The organism is Pseudomonas sp. PDM22, from assembly GCF_014851965.1.
In the GTDB taxonomy this organism is placed as follows: Bacteria; Pseudomonadota; Gammaproteobacteria; order Pseudomonadales; family Pseudomonadaceae; genus Pseudomonas.
The window spans coordinates 419,650-436,084 of the sequence record NZ_JACVAR010000006.1 but is presented as its reverse complement, the minus strand read 5'-3'; the positions used below and the strand labels follow the sequence as shown (position 1 = coordinate 436,084).

General features: G+C 63.0%; 8 protein-coding genes. 2 read left to right on the top strand and 6 right to left on the bottom strand.

The window, feature by feature from the left end; genetic code table 11:
- The first annotated feature begins 282 nt into the window (after window positions 1-282).
- Window positions 283-6,537 (top strand): Ig-like domain-containing protein, encoded by a 6,255-nt coding sequence (locus IB255_RS22535; RefSeq protein ID WP_192210886.1) that lies wholly within the window; start codon window positions 283-285, stop codon window positions 6,535-6,537.
- A 467-nt stretch (window positions 6,538-7,004) separates the two neighbouring features.
- Window positions 7,005-8,060 carry a fimbrial protein gene (locus tag IB255_RS22530; protein ID WP_081516478.1) on the top strand — a complete coding sequence of 352 codons (1,056 nt, stop codon included), beginning with the start codon at window positions 7,005-7,007 and terminating at the stop codon, window positions 8,058-8,060.
- A 56-nt stretch (window positions 8,061-8,116) separates the two neighbouring features.
- On the opposite strand, the gene fabI is transcribed toward IB255_RS22530, so the two are convergent.
- The 6 genes from fabI to IB255_RS22500 are packed head-to-tail and all read right to left on the bottom strand — an operon-like array spanning window position 8,117 to window position 16,351.
- Entirely contained in the window at window positions 8,117-8,914 is a 798-nt protein-coding gene (fabI, locus tag IB255_RS22525) for an enoyl-ACP reductase FabI (RefSeq protein ID WP_192210885.1), read from the bottom strand.
- A gap of 27 nt (window positions 8,915-8,941) precedes the next feature.
- Complete coding sequence (locus IB255_RS22520; RefSeq protein ID WP_192210884.1) at window positions 8,942-10,552, bottom strand: ABC transporter ATP-binding protein; 1,611 nt, start codon at window positions 10,550-10,552, stop codon at window positions 8,942-8,944.
- 1 nt (window position 10,553) lies between these two features.
- Window positions 10,554-11,573, bottom strand: a complete 1,020-nt coding sequence (locus IB255_RS22515; RefSeq protein ID WP_081516481.1) for an ABC transporter permease — start codon at window positions 11,571-11,573, stop codon at window positions 10,554-10,556.
- Window positions 11,574-11,577: 4 nt separating this feature from the next.
- The gene (locus IB255_RS22510) at window positions 11,578-12,660 is read right to left on the bottom strand and encodes a microcin C ABC transporter permease YejB (RefSeq protein WP_081516482.1); all 1,083 of its coding nucleotides are present in this window, start codon (window positions 12,658-12,660) and stop codon (window positions 11,578-11,580) included.
- A complete protein-coding gene (locus IB255_RS22505) occupies window positions 12,660-14,525 on the bottom strand; it encodes an extracellular solute-binding protein (protein WP_192210883.1) in 1,866 nt (621 codons plus the stop codon). The genes IB255_RS22510 and IB255_RS22505 overlap by 1 nt, the downstream gene beginning before the upstream one ends.
- Window positions 14,522-16,351 (bottom strand): extracellular solute-binding protein, encoded by a 1,830-nt coding sequence (locus IB255_RS22500; RefSeq protein WP_192210882.1) that lies wholly within the window; start codon window positions 16,349-16,351, stop codon window positions 14,522-14,524. The genes IB255_RS22505 and IB255_RS22500 overlap by 4 nt, the downstream gene beginning before the upstream one ends.
- Between the last annotated feature and the right edge of the window lie 84 nt (window positions 16,352-16,435).

The window sequence follows — 16,435 nt, the reverse complement described above, 5'->3', positions numbered from 1 at the left end:
GACGTGGTGCAGCTGCCGCCAACCCTGCATCACAACGCTGTCGCCCGACAGTCGCTCCCGGGTTGCTCCAGAGCCTGTTTTCGAGTCACGCCGAATAGATAGTCGCGATGAGGCAGGCCCTGACCCCGCCTCAATGCCGCTGAGCACGGCGAACTCAACCGCAGACGACATCTTTTCGATTCCGATGACAGCGATGCGCCGACGGGGTACTTCGCGCCCTGGCAATGCTTTCGCTACTTCACTTTTCCTCGCCGTTGTCGGTGAGGTTTCCAGGAGAGCACCATGACTGAACCCAACTCCCTTACACCGCGCCAATTGGCCGTTGCCCAGACGGAATTGATCACTGCCCAATCCGAGCTGCTGCGGTCCGGTTCGCCGGACACCAATGGTGGAGAGGCTATCGTCCAGTCCTCCTCGTCAGTACCGCCACAGCAGTCAGCTGTTCTGCAGGAGCAAGGATCGACCAGCGCTCCTATCGCGGCCATGGCGCAAGACCATTTGGCGAGTGACGCTCAGATCACCGCTAAGGACGCCGGAATAACCACCCCCATGGTGCAGCCGGGTGTTGTCGTTGCCCCCCAGGGCAGCAGCCTCGGTGCCGCACAGGAGTCGCCGGGCAAGTCGGGCCTTGCCGTCGGTTCGAGTCCGAGCCTGCCGACCGGTGAGATTTCCCAGACCACCAGCACCAGTGCGTCCCCCAAGTCCTTCGTTCTCGGGGCGACCCTGGGTGCACAAGCTGATCAGGCGAGTACGTTATCAGCGGTTGCCGCTCCGCAAAGCTATACCGTCGTGGTCGATGCCTCTGGAAGCATGGGCTTCATCGGCCTGAACTCGGTCAAAATGGCGCTGATGGAGATGGTGAGCGTCTCGTTGAGGTCCGGCTCCGCGGTGACCTTCAACCTGATCGAAATGAAAGACACCGCGAAAGATCTTGGCTCCTTCAAGTTCAGTAGCCCCGCGGACCCGGATTACAACAAGCTGCTCAATGTGATCAACGGCTTCATGGCGTCGGGGAATTCGAACTACGAAGCCAGTCTGAAGATGGCCCTGGCCAATCTGCAGAAGGAAGCGTCGGCCGGCATGGTGGAGAACAAGCAAGTGTTCTTCATCTCCAACGGTAGCGCCGCTCCTTATACGACCCATGTGCCCTCTGCCGCGACGCTCAAGGCCTGGCATGCCTTCATGGACAAGCCATCGGCGACCCATGAGCCAATTCCGGTGACGACATTCCGCATTGGTGCCGGTATCGGTGACTACTATCTGTCGCAGATCACCACCAGCGCGACCATCGAGGAGCCCTCGGCGCAGAAAATTGCTGAAACGATGCTGGGAACCGTCACTGCACGGGATACCCAACTCATCGTTGACCCAGTGACGAGCGACAACGTCGTCAACCTGGCCGATTCAAAGGCCGCGCAGACCGTCAGTGGCAAGGTCGTGGGTATTTTCCAGGCCGGTGATGTGGTCAAGGTCGATCTGCATGGCACCCTCTACAGCACGACAGTGAACGCCAAGGGTGAATGGAGCGTGTCGGTGCCCGGAGGCGAACTCGCCGCCGGCACCAGCATCCATGCTTCCATCGTGGCACACAGCAAGGCTGGCGCCGCCGGTACCATCACCCAGGATCATGCCTACAGTGTGGATCTCGTTGCACCTGCTGCACCGGATGCCTGGATTGATCCGGCCGCTGCCGGCGTAAACAAGCCGACCATCGAAGGCAAGACCGAGCCGGGCGCGATGGTCACCGTGACTTTCCCGACAGGCGAAACGATCAATGTCACGGCGGACAAGAATGGCGATTGGACGGTTACCCCGGTCCAGGCCATGTCCGCAGGCAACAATGACATTATCCTGATCGCCAGGGACGCTGCCGGCAATCCGAGCTCCTCCAAGACTCTTCAAGTGCTTGTCGACGTTCTGGCTCCCGAAGTACCTGGTCTCGCCACCGTCATCGACCAGGACACCGCGCATCCGCTGATTTCAGGCGTGGGCGCCGAGAAGGACGTCATCATCCATGTCTTCAGCGGCGCAACCCAGCTGGGTTGCGTTGTGGCTGGCGACGATGGCTCCTGGTCGTTCAAGGTGCCAGCCGCGATGGCTTTCTCCAATGGCGAGCACTCGATCACGCTCCGTGCGGAAGGCCCGACCGGTAAGCTCAGCGACTTGTCAGAGCCCTATACGATCAATATCTCGGCTGTCGAGCCGGGCGCCACCGAACTCACTATCGCGACGGTCGCCGGGGATGACATCGTCAACCTGCCCGAGTCGAAGACCGAGCAGACTGTCAGCGGCAAGGTTCGTGGCGTCTTCCAGGAGGGCGACCAGGTTACCTTCACGCTGAATGGCCACGACTACAGTGCCACCGTTGGTGCTGATGGAAAGTGGAGCGTCAGCGTGGCGGGAGGCGATCTGGTGGCCAATGATCTGCATGCGATCACCGCCACTGTCATCGCGCATGGCGAAGCGGGCAAGGTCAACACCGTGACCGAAGTCCACGCCTACGAGGTGAACCTCGATACACCGGCCAAGCCGAGCATCGAGCAGGTCTATGACGGCCAGGGCAGTATCCAGGGCTCAGTCGCCAAGGGCGGCGCCACCGACGACGCGGCGCCGGTCCTGTCGGGCAAGGCAGAAGCTGGTTCCACCGTGACCCTCTACGATAATGGCAGCAAGCTGGGCGCCACGACCGCCGACAAGAATGGCAAGTGGAGCTTCACGCCGGTGACGAACCTCAGCGAAGGCTCGCACGCCTTTACCGTTGAGGCGACCAACGCGATGGGCAATACCAGCGTCAAGTCCGACCCGTTCAACGTCATCACTGACTACACCGGGCCTAACGCGAACTCGACCTTCCTGAGTATCGATGCCATCACTGGTGACGACTTCATCAGTGTCGGTGAGGCCAAGGCGAACGTGGCCATCAGCGGTAAGGTATCTGGTGACTTCACCGCCGGTGATCTGGTGTCCGTCACGGTCGATGGCACTCAGTACAACGCCAAGGTCGCGGCGGATGGCAGCTGGAGCACGAGCGTGCCCGGCAGCAAGCTGGTGGCTGATGGCAGCCAATCGATCGTGGCCACGCTGGTGGCACACGATGCGGCGGGTAATGCGGGGACCATTACCGCCTCGCCGCATGGGTACACCGTGGAAGAGCCCGAGCTGGTGATTACCATCGACAGCATGAGCAAGGACTCTTCGACCGACCTGGCGCACTCCGTCGACTTCATCACTGCCGATGGTACAGCGGGGCGGGGGGTCTACGGCTCTCTGAGCAAGGAGTTGCTCGAATACGAGACAGTTCAGGTGTCCTTCGACAAAGGCGCCACCTGGACGAATGCCGTCGTCAGTGGTCAGAACTGGGTCGCCGTGGATACCAAGGCCCATAGCGCCAACTGGACCATCCAGGCTCGTGTCTTCGCCAATATCTCGCCACCATTGGAGTTAGCTTTCGCCTCGCAGGATGTGACCTACCTGGCTCCGCAGGTCGCGTCCCCGACCATCACCGGTATCCCGGACAGCATTGGTGGGTACACGCTGGCCAAGGCCGCCGATGGCAGCGACGTGAACGTCTCGCTGGCCAATACCGGCGCCAGGGCCGGCGACACGGTGCATATCATCTGGGGCAACACTACCTACGACCAGGTGCTGACTGCGGCCGATATCGCCAAGGGCAGCGTCACGGCCAACGTGCCGGCCGTTCAGACGTTGTCCCAGGGCGTTTCCTACAGCTTCGGGGTGACGGCGCAGATCGTGACCGACGAGGGGCAGATCAGTAACCCCAGCTCCGTCTTCGCGCTCAACCAGACCCGTACCGAGATCCATTACGAGACTCGTTACAGGACCGAGACGCAGACGCAAACCAAGAGCGTCACGTACCTCGACAACTTTGACAGCGAGGTTGGCTATAGCGGAAGTTTCTACAGCAGAACGGGCCACTTCACCGTCAATTCCTTCGGCATCGTGAAAGTCATACTCCCCGGCGGCAAGGGGCATGGCGGTGGTCTGTATATCGGCGGCATCACAGACCCGAATGCCAGCGGCAAGAGTGCGGCAATCTTCACCTTCGATAATCCGGTGACGTCCTTCTCTTACGATTACTGGGGCACCGAAAACATCGGGAGCAATGGCTCGCTGGTTCAGGTCTTCGACAGTAGTTACAGACTGATCTACAGCTATAACAACCATGGGCCTTATGGGCTGGTGAATAACTTCAGCTATAGCGCGCCCTCGGGCACCACCATCGGCAAGGTGATGGTGTACAGCGACATGTTTGGCCTGCCGATCGATAACTTCACCACAACGCAACAGGTCACGACGACCGTGCAGGTGCAGGTACCGTACCTGGTCCCGGTTGAAGTCACCGTTACGGCACCCTGGCAGGCGCCGAACCAGAAGCTCATCGACCATCCGTGGGAGTCCTACTTCTCCGACAGCATCAGCTCGTCGGCGAGCGATGTCATCTCCATGTCGATTGATCCGACGGCTTACTTCAAGCAGAGCTCGGCGCATGTCCATGGCGGCAACCACATGGATACGCTGAAGCTCACCGGCAAGGATCAGGTCCTGGACCTGCGCGGGCTGACCGGTGAGAGCGGTGAAGGCAAGATCAGCAGCATCGAGAAGTTCGACATCACCGGCACCGGCAACAACACGTTGAAGATTTCCCTCAACGAAGTGCTGCACCTGGGCGAAACGGACATGTTCCGTAAAGACGGCAAGGTGCAGGTGCTGGTCGATGGCAATGCCGGCGACATCGTCGAGCTGTACGGCCTGGAAGGGCACGGCGCGGGCATCGGAGGCTGGCAGAACAGCGGCACCGCCACCATTGGCAGCGTGGTCTACCAGGTCTACAGCTACAACGCGCTGGATGCGGAAATCTTCATCAAGCAGGGCGTGACCACCAGCATCACGATCAGTGCCGAAGGCGGTGGCGCCAGCAGCATCGATGCCATGACCAAGGACACCGGCGTCCTGACCGACTTCATCACCGAGGACGGCTCGGCCGGTCGACTGGTAACGGGCAAGCTTTCCGGCGCCCTGGCCAGCGGCAGCTATCTCGAGGCCTCCTCGGACAATGGCGCCAGCTGGAGCAAGGTTACGGCTATCTCGGGCTCGGAGTGGGCCTTCGTCGACAAGATCGCGCATACCTCCGACTGGAACGTTCAGTTGCGGGTCAGCGATGGCACTGGTCTGAGCGCCAACCTGGCCAGCCAGAAGGTGACCCTGGCGGATATCGCCAAGGCCCCGACCATCCTCAGCATTCCCAAGGCAGATGACGGATTGCTGACTGCAGCCGAGGCCAACAGCGGTGTCGACATGGTGGTGTCCCTGGCCAACACCGGCGCCAAGGCAGGCGATATCGTTCACGTGCAGTGGGGCGTGGGGCTGTATGACCAGGCACTGACCGCGGCGAACATCACCGCCGGCCAGGTCACCGTCAAGGTGCCTTCCGCCGTGGCGTACAGCGAACAGGGCGTCGCTTACAACTTCAACGTGAGCGCGTCTATCGTCTCCAACGGCGTGGCTGGGGCCAGTTCGCAGCCCTACGCGATCGTGGGCGGCGGCTTTGCCACCAAGGCGATCAGCGATGCGGCCTTCACGGCCGGAGCGGTGTCGAGCAACGTCTATACCGGCAACGACTTCTCGGTGAGCACCAGCGGCACCAGCATGGCCAAGACCGCGGCGGTAGCCAGCAAGCAGATGGCGGGCCTGACGCTTGGCGACGCGAGCAACGCCAATGCCACCGTCACCCTGAGCCAGCCGGCGACCAAGTTCGCGATGTACCTGTCGGGCGCTGCGCTGGCCAAGACGGGCGCCACGGTCTATGTCTACGGCGTGGATGGCAAGGAGCTTGCCCACGAGACGCTGACCACTCCGTATTACTACAAGTACTACACCTACACGGCGACGGCGGGTGTGGAAGTGGGCAGCTTCAAGGTCGTGGCCGGCAGCGACAGCGTGACGCTGAGCAGCTTCAGCTTCACCGAAGCCCTGCATGTGAGTGATACCCGTGCGCAGACCATCGACCACGCGACGGACAGCTACTACGGCACCGCTGGCGACGACGTGGCGCTGCTCAAGTACGCTGCCAGCAGCTACCTGGCCTACACCGGCAACACCGGCATCCACGGTGGCGACGGCGTCGATACCCTGAAGGTGGAGAACTACAACCAGGTGCTGGACCTGACCCTGGCCACCTCCAAGGGCAAGGTCAGCAGCATGGAAATCATCGATCTCACCAGCACCAACGCCTCTTATGGCAACACGCTGAAGCTGTCCGTGCAGGACGTGCTGGAGAACGGTCAGACCGACCTGTTCCACGGCACCGACAAGCACACGGTGCAGATGATGGTGAAGGGCAACGCCAAGAGCGTGGTGAACCTTGATGACCTGCTGGGCGCCAAGGGGCCGGACTACGGCGACTGGGCCAACAACGGATCGATCAACGTTGGTGGCACGACGTACAACGTCTATCAGCACTCCGGCCTGGACGCCGAGTTGCTGGTGCAACAGGCGGTGAAGGTCAACCTGGTGTGAGCCGAATCGGGCATTGATCCTTTTTTGCCCGAGATTGCAGAACGCTCCGGGTGGAATATCCATCCGGAGCTCTTCCTCTAACAATCCTCAAAAAAGGCCGCATCAGCGGCCTTCTTTTTTGCGGCGGTCTATCGATGTATTGGGCGGGTGGACGATTCGCCCGAGTTTTTCATCGGTACGCCAGTTATCAGTCAGTCCTGAAGGGGATTTCCTTTTATCCAGGAAGAGGTGGGTAATTCTTCCCTGGATGTTTGTGAGACGCGGCCCTGGCAGCGGGATGGTGCTTGCCAGGTCTTGGGAAAGTTCAGAGAAAAAGGCGGGGCAGGCTGACAGATGACTGTGCTCGGAAGGACGCAGAATAAACGGCGCTGCCGGCCAGCGCTCATCGTCATCAAGGAGGAGGCAGTCAGTCTGTCGCCATGAATATTTATGCATATGGACCTGCAGCCGTAGGTCAGGAGACCAGGATGAAGCTGTTTTCCACAGCCAACCTTTGCCACTTTCATCTGGATCGCCAGCGGGTTACCCCGGTCAAGACTCGGATTTCCGTCAGCCTACTGGCTTTGCTGCCGTTCTTTGCTTCTGCCAGCGCATGGGCGGCCTGCGATACGACCATACAGCCAATGTTCACCTTCACGCTGCCCGGATTCGATGCTGCGATCGATACCAACGTCCCCGACGGGACGGATTTATTTACCAAGTCCGTTCCCCTCAGCACTGTTGCAGGCGACATCACGGGTTGTGATGGTGTGCAGCAGGTCCACCGGGGAAGTACTCCGCAGATAGGAGCGGTAGGAGCGCAGGCGATCTACTCAACTGGCATCGCCGGCCTCGGTATGAAGTTCCAATATACGGGCTCCAATAAGTCCACATTCCCTTATTATTTCAATACGCCCGGTGATCCGAGCCACGTTAACCCGACCGCTAACCTGACCATCACCTTTGTCAAGACAGGGCCGATCGCCGACGGTGGCACTATCAACGGTGAGGTCGCGGGCTGGTGGGTACCCAGCCAGGGAAAGCAACTGGCGACTATCGTCATCAGCGGTTCGATTCCGATCAAACCGACCAACCCGACCTGCGCCATCAGTGCATTTTCGCAATCCGTCAAGCTTGACCCGATTTCCATGGGGGCTTTCGGGGCGATCGGCGACGCGGCAGGCAAGGCGACAAACTTCAGCGTCGACCTCAACTGCAAGGCGGGTACCGGTACGGGAGGGGCTAGCAAGATGTACATCACCCTCTCGGATGCCAACAACACCGGTAACATCACCGATGTGTTGTCACTCGCGTCCGGCTCGACCGCCAAGGGGGTGGGGCTGCGGGTGTTCAAGGCTGATGGGAGCGCAGTGCGGTTCGGCCCGGACTCCAGCACCGTTGGAACACTGAACCAGTGGTATGTCACAACGGTGACCGGCACAACGACCGTCAGTATTCCCTTGTCGGTCCGGTACGTGAGAACGGGGACGGTATCGCCTGGAACCGTAGCGAGCATTGCCACCGTGACGATGGCATACAACTGACGGGCTCAGTCAAAGGCCCCTGAAAAGGGGCCTTCTTGGTTGCCTGTCCGGAAGACTTAGTCCGTGTCCAGCGGGCCCATGGCGGTGGTGTTGAAGCCACCGTCGACGTAAAGGATCTCGCCGCTGATGCCACTGGCCAGGTCCGAGCAGAGGAAGGCGCCAGCGTTGCCGACTTCCTCGATGGTCACGTTGCGCCGCAGCGGCGTCTGGCGTTCGTTGGCGGCGAGCATCTTGCGGAAGCTCTTGATGCCCGAGGCGGCGAGGGTGCGGATCGGGCCGGCGGAGATGGCATTGACGCGGGTGCCTTCCGGGCCGAGGCTGCTGGCCAGGTAGCGCACGCCGGCTTCCAGGCTGGCCTTGGCCATGCCCATCACGTTGTAGTTGGGCATCGTGCGTTCGGCGCCCAGGTAGGAGAGCGTCAGCAGGCAGCCGTTGCGGCCCTGCATCAGTTCGCGGCCGGCCTTGGCCAGGGCGACGAAGCTGTAGGCGCTGATGTCGTGGGCGATGCGGAAGCCATCGCGGGTGGTGACTTCGGTGAAGTCGCCGTCGAGCTGGTCGCCTGGCGCAAACCCCACTGAGTGGACGATGCAGTCCAGGCCGTCCCACTGCTTTGCCAGTGCGGCAAATACGGCTTCGATGTCTGCATCGCTGGCCACGTCGCAGGGGAAGCACAGCTTGGCGCTGGAGCCCCAGCCGGCGGCGAATTCCTCGACGCGGCCCTTGAGCTTGTCGTTCTGGTAGGTGAAGGCGAGCTCGGCGCCTTCGCGGTGCATCGCCGCGGCGATGCCGGAGGCGATGGACAGCTTGCTGGCGACACCAACGATCAGTACGCGTTTACCGGCGAGAAACCCCATGTCATTGCTTCCTTGTCTGCTGCTGGCTCAGGCTTGCGTCGGTACCATGAAGGCTGCTTCCAGCAGTTGCTGTGTGTAGGCATGTTGCGGTGCGGCGAAGACTTCCTCGGCCATGCCCTGTTCGACCACCTTGCCGTGGCGAATCACCATCAGCTGGTGGCTGAGGGCTTTCACCACCGCCAGGTCGTGGCTGATGAACAGGTAGGTCAGGTTGTACTTGGCCTGCAGCCCGCGCAGCAGTTCGACGACCTGGCGCTGCACGGTGCGGTCCAGTGCCGAGGTCGGCTCGTCCAGCAGGATCAGCGCCGGCTTGAGTACCAGCGCGCGGGCGATGGCGATACGCTGCCGCTGGCCCCCGGAAAACTCGTGGGGGTAGCGGTGGCGGGTGTCGGGGTCGAGTCCGACTTCCTTGAGCGCCTCGATGATCGCCTGCTCGCGCTCCTCGGGCGTGCCCATGCCATGTATTTCCAGGCCTTCGCCAACGATCTGGCCCACCGACATGCGTGGGCTGAGACTGCCGAACGGGTCCTGGAAGACTACCTGCATCTCGCGCCGTAGCGGCCTGACTTCCGCCTGGTTCATGCTTTCGATGGCCTGGCCCTCGAAGCGGATGCCGCCCTGGCTGTTGATCAGCCGGAGGATGGCCAGGCCCAGGGTCGATTTGCCCGAGCCGCTCTCGCCGACGATGCCCAGGGTCTGGCCACGCGGCAGGCTGAAGTCGATGCCGTCCACCGCCTTGACGTGGTCGACGGTCTTGCGGAACACGCCTTTCTTGATCGGGAACCACACGCGCAGGTCGTCGACCTCCAGCAGCGGCGCACCAGGCTCGTTCTGCGCGGGGGTGCCACTGGGCTCGGCTCCGAGCAATTCGCGCGTGTAGGGGTGCTGTGGGGCCGCGAAGAGGGTGTCGCAATCGGCCTGCTCGACGATGCAGCCGCGTTTCATCACGCAGACGCGATGGGCGATACGCCGGACCAAGTTGAGGTCGTGGGTGATCAGTAGCATCGCCATGCCCAGGCGCTGCTGCAGGTCACGCAGCAGGTCGAGGATCTTCAGCTGCACGGTGACATCCAGCGCCGTGGTCGGTTCGTCGGCGATCAGCAGCTCCGGCTCGCAGGCCAGGGCCATGGCGATCATCACCCGTTGTCGCTGGCCGCCGGAGAGCTCGTGCGGGTAGGCCTTGAGTCGGCTGGCGGGATTGGGGATGCCGACCAGGTCGAGCAGCTCCAGCGTACGGGCACGGGCCTGATTGCCGTTCATGCCCTTGTGCAGCGCGAGCACTTCGCCGATCTGCTTCTCGATGGTGTGCAGCGGGTTCAGTGAGGTCATGGGTTCCTGGAACACCATGGCGATGCGGTTGCCGCGGATGCCGCGCAACTTGCGCTCGGGCAGCTTGAGCAGGTCCTTGCCGGCGTACTGGATGCTGCCGGAGGGATGGCTGGCGGTGGGGTAGGGCAGCAGGCGCAGGATGGAATGCGCGGTGACCGACTTGCCCGAGCCGCTTTCGCCCACCAGCGCCAGGGTCTCGCCCTTGCGGATGTCGAAGCTGATGTGTTCTACCGCGCGCACCTGTTCGTCGCCGCAGAGGAAATCGACGGACAGGTCGCGGACTTCGATGAGGTTCTCGTTCTGGTTCATGTCACTTCCTCGGGTCGAAGGCATCGCGGGCGGCTTCGCCGATGAACACCAGCAGGCTCAGCATCACGGCCAGCACCACGAAGGCGGTGATGCCCAGCCAGGGCGCCTGCAGGTTGGACTTGCCCTGGGCGACCAGCTCGCCCAGTGACGGCGCACCGGCGGGCAGGCCGAAGCCCAGGAAGTCCAGGGAGGTCAGGGTGCCGATCGCGCCGGTGAGGATGAAGGGCATGAAGGTCAGGGTGGAGATCATCGCGTTGGGCAGGATGTGGCGGAACATGATCGCCCCGTTGCGCATGCCCAGGGCGCGCGCGGCACGCACGTATTCCAGGTTGCGGCCGCGGAGGAACTCGGCGCGCACCACGTCCACCAGGCTCATCCAGGAGAACAGCAGCATGATTCCCAGCAGCCACCAGAAGCCCGGCTGCACGAAGCTGGCGAGGATGATCAGCAGGTAGAGCACCGGCAGGCCGGACCAGATTTCCAGGAAGCGCTGGCCGAGCAGGTCGATCCAGCCGCCGTAGAAGCCCTGCAATGCACCCACGGCGACACCGAGGATGGAGCTGAGCACGGTGAGGATCAGGGCGAACAGCACCGACACGCGGAAGCCGTAGATCACCCGCGCCATCACATCGCGTGCCTGGTCGTCGGTGCCCAGCCAGTTCTCCGCGGTGGGCGCCGAGGGCGCCGGCACCCGCAGGTCGTAGTTGATGGTGTCGTAGCTGTAGGCGATCGGCGGCCAGAGTATCCAGCCGTCCTTCTGCGCGATCTGTTCGCGCATGTACGGGCTCTTGTAGTTCGCCTCCATGGGGAACTCGCCGCCGAAGGCGGTTTCCGGGTAGCGCTTGACCACCGGGAAATACCACTCGCCGTCGTAGCGGATCGCCAGGGGCTTGTCGTTGGCGATCAGCTCGGCACCCAGGCTGAGGATGAACAGCGTGAGGAACAGCCAGAGTGACCACCAGCCGCGCTTGTTGGCCTTGAAGCGCGCCCAGCGGCGCTGATTGATGGGAGACAGGCGCATCGGATTACTCCCGGTTCTCGAAGTCGATGCGCGGATCGACCAGCGTGTAGAGGACGTCGCTGACCAGCTTCATGATCAGGCCGAACAGGGTGAAGATGAACAGCGTGCCGAACACCACCGGGTAATCGCGGTTCAGCGCTGCCTCGAAGCTGAGCAGGCCCAGGCCGTCGAGGGAGAAGATCACCTCGATCAGCAGCGAGCCGGTGAAGAAGATGCCCAGCAGGGCCGAGGGCAGGCCGGCGATGATCAGCAGCATGGCGTTGCGGAACACGTGGCCGTAGAGCACGCGGCGCTCGGTCAGGCCCTTGGCGCGGGCGGTGACCACGTACTGCTTGCCGATCTCGTCGAGGAAGCTGTTCTTGGTCAGCAGGGTGATGGTGGCGAAGTTGCCGATCACCAGCGCGGTGATGGGCAGCGCGAGGTGCCAGAAGTAGTCGCGGACCTTGCCACCCCAGGTCAGCTCGTCGAAGTTGTTGGAGGTCAGTCCGCGCAAGGGGAACCAGTCCCAGTAGCTGCCGCCGGCGAACAGCACCACCAGCAGGATGGCGAAGAGGAAGGCGGGGATGGCGTAGCCGACGATGATCGCCGAGCTGGTCCAGACGTCGAAGTGGCTGCCGTGGCGCACCGCCTTGGCGATGCCCAGCGGGATCGACACCAGGTACATGATCAATGTGCTCCACAACCCGAGGGAGATGGACACCGGCAGCTTCTCGACGATCAGGTCGGTGACCTTGGCGTCGCGGAAGAAGCTCTGGCCGAAGTCCAGGTGCACGTAGTTCTTGAGCATGATCCAGAAGCGCTCGGGCGCCGGCTTGTCGAAGCCGTACATGCGCTCGATTTCCTTCACCAGTTCCGGGTCCAGGCCCTGGGCGCCGCGGTAGTGCGTGCCGGCGGAGGCGACTTCACCACCGCCGCCGGAGATGCGCCCGGTGGCGCCGCCGCTGGCGGCGTCGAAGCCTTCCAGCTTGGCGATCATCTGCTCCACCGGGCCGCCGGGGGCGGCCTGGATGATGATGAAGTTGATCAGCAGGATGCCGAACAGGGTGGGGATGATCAGCAGCAGGCGCCGCAGGATGTAGGCCAGCATCAGTGGGTCCCTTGGGCGACGGTGCCGTCAGCCGGCGTTTCGCTCGCGGCCTTGGCATCCGTCTTGGTCGGTACGGCCTTGTCGCGGGCCTGCCACCAGGTCTGCAGCGCGTAGCTGTAGGGCGGCAGTTTTTCCGGGTGGGCGATGCGGTTCCAGTAGGCGATGCGCCAGTTGCCCAGGTACCAGTTGGGCACCACGTAGTGGCCCCAGAGCAGCGCGCGGTCGAGGGCTCGGGCGTGGCGCACCAGGCTTTCGCGGGAGCCAGCGTTGATCAGGCCTTCCACCAGGGCGTCGATGCCTGGATCGCGCAGGCCGATGAAATTGCGACTACCGGGCTTGTCGGCGCTGCTGGAATGCCAGAACTCGCGCTGTTCGTTACCGGGCGAGCTGGACTGCGGCCAGCTGCTGACGATCATGTCGTAGTCGCGCGAGCGCAGGCGGTTGATGTATTGCGAGACGTCGACGCGGCGCAGCTGCATGTCGATGCCCAGCTCCGCGAGGTTGCGCTTGAAGGGCAGCAGCACGCGCTCGAAGTCCGCCTGGGCGAGCATGAACTCGAAGCTCAGCTGCTTGCCGTCGGGGCCGACCATCTTGTCGTTCTCGATCTTGTAGCCGGCCTCCAGCAGCAACTGGTAGGCCTTGCGCTTCTGCTCGCGGATGATCCCGCTGCCGTCGCTGGTGGGCGGCACGTAGACTTGGGTGAAGACCTCTGGCGGCAGCTTGTCGCGCAGCGGCTCGAGAATCTTCAGCTCCTCGGCGTCGGGCAGCTCTTTGGCGGCCATCTCGGAGTTCTCGAAGTAGCTGCCGTCACGCAGGTAGGAGCCGAAGAACAGCTGCTTGTTGGTCCACTCGAAGTCGAACAGGTTGGTGATCGCTTCGCGCACGCGCGGGTCCTGGAACACCGGGCGGCGGATGTTGAAGGCATAAGCCTGCATGCCCCACGGGTTGCCGTTCACCGGCTCCTCGCGGACGATGCGGCCGTCGCGCACGGCGGGCGAGTCGTAGGCGGTCGCCCAGTTCTTCGCGATGCGCTCGTCGTTGAAGTCGAACTGCCCGGCCTTGAAGGCTTCCAGGGCGACGGTGAGGTCGCGATAGGACTCCACCACCACGGCGTCGAAGTTGTTGAAGCCGCGGTTCACCGGCAGCTTGTCGCCCCACCAGTCCTTGACCTTCTCGTAGCGGATCGAACGGCCGGCCTCGACCTTGGCGATGCGGTACGGGCCGCTGCCCAGTGGCGGTTCCATGTTGGTCTTGTTGAAGTCGCGGCTGGCCCACCAGTGCTTGGGCAGGATCGACAGCTGGCCGAGGATCAGCGGCAGCTCGCGGTTGTCGCCGTGCTTGAAGTCGAAGCGCACGCGCAGCTTGTCCTCGGCCACCACCTTGTCGACGTCCGCGTAATAGTTGCGGTACATCGGGTCACCGTCCTTCATCAGCGTCTCGAAGGTGAACACCACGTCTTCGGCAGTGACCGGCGTGCCGTCCTGGAAGCGCGCCTCGGGGCGCAGGTAGTAGCGGACGAAGCGGTGTTCCGGGTCCTTCTCGATCTTCTCGGCGAGCAGGCCGTACTCGGTGAAGGGCTCGTCGAGGGAGTGGAAGGTCAGGGTGTCGTAGATCAGGTTGATCTGCGGCGCGGAGTTGCCCTTGGCGATGAAGGGGTTGAGGCTGTCGAAGCCGCCGAAGTCGGAGAGGCGCAGCGTGCCGCCCTTGGGCGCATCGGCATTGACGAAGTCGAAGTGCTTGAAGTTCGCCGGGTACTTGGGCGCCTCGTCATACAGGGTGATGGCATGCTGCGGCGCGGCCTGCGCACTGCCCAGCAGTCCCAGCAACAGGCCGGCGCAGAGCGCGGCGCGGCGGGGGCTTTTCATAGGGTTTTCTCCTGGTCTTTTTGCCACCAGGCTCGCAGACCCAGCGTATAGGGCGGCGTGGTGACGAAGGCGAAGCGGTTGCGGTACGCCAGCCGGTGCTTGTTCAGGCACCAGTTGGGAATGCTGTAGTGCTGCCACAGCAGCACCCGGTCCAGGGCGCGCGCCGCGGCTTCCTGCTGGTCGCGGTTGGTGGCGCCGAGGAGTTTCTCGAGCATCGCGTCCACCACGGGGTTGGCGATGCCTGCATAGTTCTTGCTGCCCTTCACCGCCACCTGGCTGGAATGGAAGTACTGCCATTGTTCGAGGCCGGGGCTCAGGGTCTGGGGCAGGGTCATCAGAATCATGTCGTAGTCGAACTGGTCCAGACGCTGTTTGTACTGGGCGCGGTCCACGGTGCGCAAGCTCGCATCGATGCCGATGCTGGCGAGGTTCTCGCGATACGGCTGGAGAATGCGTTCCAGGCTGGGGTTGACCAGCAGGATCTCGAAGCGCAGCTGCTTGCCGTTGGCGTCCAGCAGGCGGTCGCCGGAGAGCTTCCAGCCGGCTTCGCCCAATAGACCCAAAGCGTGGCGCAGGGTTTCCCGCGGGATGCCGGCACCCTTGGTCACCGGGACGGTGAAGGGGCGCTTGAACAGTGCTTCGGGCAGTTGCGAGCGGTACGGCGAAAGCAGCAGCCACTCCTGGCCCTGTGGTACGCCGGTGGCCGCGAGGGTGCTGTTGGGGTAGTAGCTGCTGGCGCGCACGTACGCATCGTTGAACAGCGCGCGGTTGGTCCATTCGAAGTCGAACATCATCCCCAGCGCCTCGCGCAGGCGGCGATCGGCGAAGGTCGCGCGGCGGGTGTTGAGGAACAGCGCCTGGGTCTGGGTGGGAATCTGGTGGGGGATTTCCACTTTCATAACCTCGCCCCGGCGAACGGCCGGGAAGCGGTAGTTGCTGCGCCAGTTCTTCGCCTGGTGCTCGACGTAGATATCGAACTCGCCAGCCTTGAAGGCTTCGAAGGCGATGCCGGCGTCACGGTAGAAGTCCACCTCGACACGGTCGAAGTTGTACTTGCCGCGATTCACCGGCAGGTCCTTGCCCCACCAGTCCTTGACCCGCTCGAACACCAGCCGGCGCCCCGGCACCACCTCGGTGATTCTGTAGGGGCCGCTGCCCAGCGGCGGCTCGAAGGTGGTGGCCTGGAAGTCGCGGCCTTTCCAGTAGTGCTGCGGCAGCACCGGCATCTCGCCCAGGCGCAGGATCAGCAGCGGGTTGTCGTGGCGCTTGAAGACGAAGCGGATGCTCTGCGGCGAGAGGATGTCGACCCGCTGCACTTCCTGCAGGTTGGTGCGGTACATCGGGTGGCCATGCTTGAGCAGGGTGCGGTAGGAGAACGCCACGTCGTAGGCGGTGATCGGCTTGCCGTCGTGGAAGCGGGCTTCCGGGCGCAGGTTGAACACCACCCAGCTTCGGTCCTCGGCGTATTCCACGCTGCGGGCGATCAGGCCGTAGCTGGAGGCAGGCTCGTCGCCGGACGGGTCATACAGCCCGGTCCCGACCATCAGTGGCTCGTTCAGCTCGCTGACGCCGTACTGCAGGAAGTCCGCGGTGCTGACCGGCGGGCTGCCCTTGAAGGTGTAGGGGTTGAGCGTGTCGAAGGTGCCCAGGCCCATCAGCCGCAGCAGGCCGCCCTTGGGCGCCTTGGGGTTGACCCAGTCGAAGTGGTCGAAACTGGCCGGGTACTTGAGGTTGCCGAACTGGGCGTAGCCGTGGCTCTCGGTGATCTGGGCGGAGGCGGGGAGGCCCAGGAAGAGTCCCAGGAACAGGAGAGACAAGCGACGCATCAGGCGTAGGATCCGATCCCGGCTGGCTGAAGGAGAGTTGCGTCGTACAGTAGCAGCTTGTCCTTGCTGCCAGAAGACATGCGG